At 69.2% G+C, this 2521-nt stretch carries 5 protein-coding genes; 3 read left to right on the top strand and 2 right to left on the bottom strand.

The window, feature by feature from the left end; genetic code table 11:
* On the bottom strand, positions 1 to 305 hold a 305-nt coding region (locus tag FNQ90_RS19485), incomplete at its 3' end, for an SCO3933 family regulatory protein (protein WP_182607550.1).
* Between the two features lie 183 nt (positions 306 to 488).
* Positions 489 to 1277 carry a GntR family transcriptional regulator gene (locus tag FNQ90_RS19480; RefSeq protein WP_182607549.1) on the bottom strand — a complete coding sequence of 263 codons (789 nt, stop codon included), beginning with the start codon at positions 1275 to 1277 and terminating at the stop codon, positions 489 to 491.
* Between the two features lie 112 nt (positions 1278 to 1389).
* Here FNQ90_RS19480 and FNQ90_RS19475 point away from each other — a divergent pair, with 112 nt between their 5' ends.
* The 3 genes from FNQ90_RS19475 to FNQ90_RS19465 form a co-directional block, all read left to right on the top strand.
* The gene (locus tag FNQ90_RS19475; protein ID WP_182607551.1) at positions 1390 to 1797 is read left to right on the top strand and encodes an NUDIX hydrolase; all 408 of its coding nucleotides are present in this window, start codon (positions 1390 to 1392) and stop codon (positions 1795 to 1797) included.
* Positions 1798 to 1854: 57 nt separating this feature from the next.
* On the top strand, positions 1855 to 2256 hold the full coding sequence (locus FNQ90_RS19470; protein WP_228471404.1) for an ATP-binding protein: 402 nt from the start codon (positions 1855 to 1857) through the stop codon (positions 2254 to 2256).
* Positions 2250 to 2521 (top strand): hypothetical protein (locus FNQ90_RS19465; RefSeq protein ID WP_182607547.1); only part of this gene is annotated, 272 nt, incomplete at its 3' end. The genes FNQ90_RS19470 and FNQ90_RS19465, both read left to right, overlap by 7 nt.

Here is a 2521-nt window from a genome sequence, read left to right as displayed (position 1 = left end):
GCCCGGAAGGCGATGCCGTGCCGCTCCCGGCCGTTGAACACCGACTCCCACGGGCGGGCGACCAGGCCGGGAAGGGCGACCGGGGAGCCGGGCACCAGCCCTTCCGAGACGCCGCTCTCCGGCACGGTGACGTGGAAGAGGGAGGATTCGCCGTCCTCGATGTAGACGACGCCGACCTTCATCAGCGCCTCACCGCTGGTGGCGTCCTTGGCGATCTCGCCCGTCTGGCGGTCGCGAACCTTGGGGGTGGGGGCTTCGGTGAGCAGGATCGTCGCGGACGAGGTCTCGACACGGATGGAACGCACGGAACGTCTCCTCGGGAGAAGCGGCACCACCCCAACACCTAGTCGTCTAGACGAGATGCAACGGGGTGATGCCTTCGAACTGTTGGCGCGTTCCACTGTGCCACACCACTCCCCCACTCGTCTATACGAGTAGCCGTGCTGTGGTGTACGAGTCCGCCGGGGCGGACCGCCGGGGAACTGCCCTCAGGTGGCGGGGAGCTGGTAGGCCAACACATAGGCATCGGCCGCCATCACGGTGTCACAGATCTCCACCGCCCGACCCTCGGTGTCGTAGGCGGTGCGGATCAGGTGGATCACCGGCACCCCAGCCGCCAGGCGCAACGTCTTCACCTCGGCCGGGGCGGGCATCCGGGCCCGCACCTCTTCCTCGAAGCGCTCCAGGCGGTGCCCCAACTCCTCCAGCCGGGCGTAGATGCCGCCGGGTCCGGGGTTGGGCTGGGCGATGGGGGTGTTGCGCGCCAGGTCCAACGGCAGGTAGGAGGTGGCGAACTCCACCGGCCGGCCGTCCAGCAGGTAGCGCCGACGCCGCACCAGCACTTTGCGGGCCCCGCCGAGCCGCGCGGCGATGTCCTGACTCGGGCGCTCCTCGCGCACCTCCAGTTGATCGACCTCCGGACGACTCCCCGCGGCTTCGGCCTCCACCGTGAACGCGGACTTCCCCTGCTCGCGGTGGCGTCGGGCGAAGCGGTCAGAGGCCAGGCGCCGCACCGGGGGCCGGGGGCGGACGTAGACGCCCTTGCCGTGCTCGGCGTGGACCAGGCCCTCGCCCTGGAGGATGGAGATGGCGTTGCGCACGGTCATCCGGGAGACGCCGTAGTGCTCGACCAACTCCGCTTCCGAGGGCAGCTTGGCACCCTCGGTGAAACGGCCCTTGTCGATGGCCTCGCGCAGGTGATCGGCGATCTGTCGGAACACCGCTCGATCACTTGTCGGGTCCAGGGCGCCGAGCAGGGCGGACGGGGAAGAGGTCACGGGAACTCCTACGGATATCTAGACGAGAGGCCATATGGGATTGCTACGGTGGGCAGCCTAGCCACCGGAAGGGATTCCAAGCACCGTGAGCACCGTCGAGCGCCCCCATTCCGTGAGCGTCGCCGGGGTCATCATCGATGACGCCGAACGCGCCCTGCTGATCAAGCGGCGCGACAACGGTCACTGGGAGCCGCCCGGCGGCGTGGTCGAGCCCGGCGAGACGATCACCGACGCGCTCGTGCGGGAGGTGTTGGAGGAGACCGGCATCAAGATCTCCCCCGACGCCGCCCTCACGGGGGTCTACAAGAACATGGTCGGGTTGATCGTCTCCATGGTCTTCCGGTGCGAGGCGATCAACGGCGTTCCGACCACCGGCGAGGAGACCCGGGCACTGCGCTGGGTCACCCGCGAGGAAGTGGCCGGGATGGCGGACGAGGCGTACGCGATCCGCGTGCTCGACGCCATGGATCACCGCACCCCGCCGGCCGTGCGCGCCCACGACGGCGTGCGACTCGTCTAGCACTTCGTTTCGGTCCACACCGCCCACCAGCGCAAAGGAACTTGTATGCACGAGTATATGAGTAGAGTCCGCGTCTGGGAACTGACCTGCCCCGGACTTCTCGAAGAGGTCGGCCGTGCCCGCCGCTTCACCCGCGACGTACTGGCCGAGGACCCCCGACGCGACGACGCGGCATTGATCGTCACGGAGTTGACCGCCAACGCCATCCGGCACACCGACAGCGCCCGGCTCGGCTTCCGGCTGGTCATCAGCCGCACCCCGGAACTGCTCACGGTCGCGGTCACCGACGCCGGCGGAACAGACCGCGTGCCCATGCCGTGCGAGGTAGGGGACGAGGCAACCGGGGGTCGGGGGTTGGCGCTGGTGCAGGACTTCTCCCACCGCCTGCACATCCACCGGGGCCGACCCGGCCACACCATCACCGCCGAACTCACCGCCACCGAGGCCGGATCGTGCTGAGACTTCCACGAGCGGAAGCACCACCGGGGACGGGCCACTACTGGTGCGAAGTCTCCGCCCACACCACCGGCCACCACCGCGAACACCCGTTGGGCAGCTACCACGCGCCGTCGCCCCGGCTGGCGATGAAGTGGTTACACGGCCGCGCCGGACACATCGCCGACCAGCTCGATCCCGGCCCCCGAACCCCCGTCCGAGCCTGGCTCAACGACACCGCCGAGCACGAACACGCCTTGGCCACCCTGGCAGCCGGAGGGATCTACAC

The sequence above is a fragment of the Streptomyces alkaliphilus genome (assembly GCF_014141535.1).
GTDB lineage: Bacteria > Actinomycetota > Actinomycetes > Streptomycetales > Streptomycetaceae > Streptomyces > Streptomyces alkaliphilus.
This window is presented reverse-complemented; position numbering and strand designations above follow the sequence as displayed.

What these genes read in the sequence shown, in the direction of transcription:
- FNQ90_RS19470 (WP_228471404.1), top strand. Translation starts at nt 1,855, where the DNA reads ATGAGTAGAGTCCGCGTCTGGGAACTGACCTGCCCCGGACTTCTCGAA.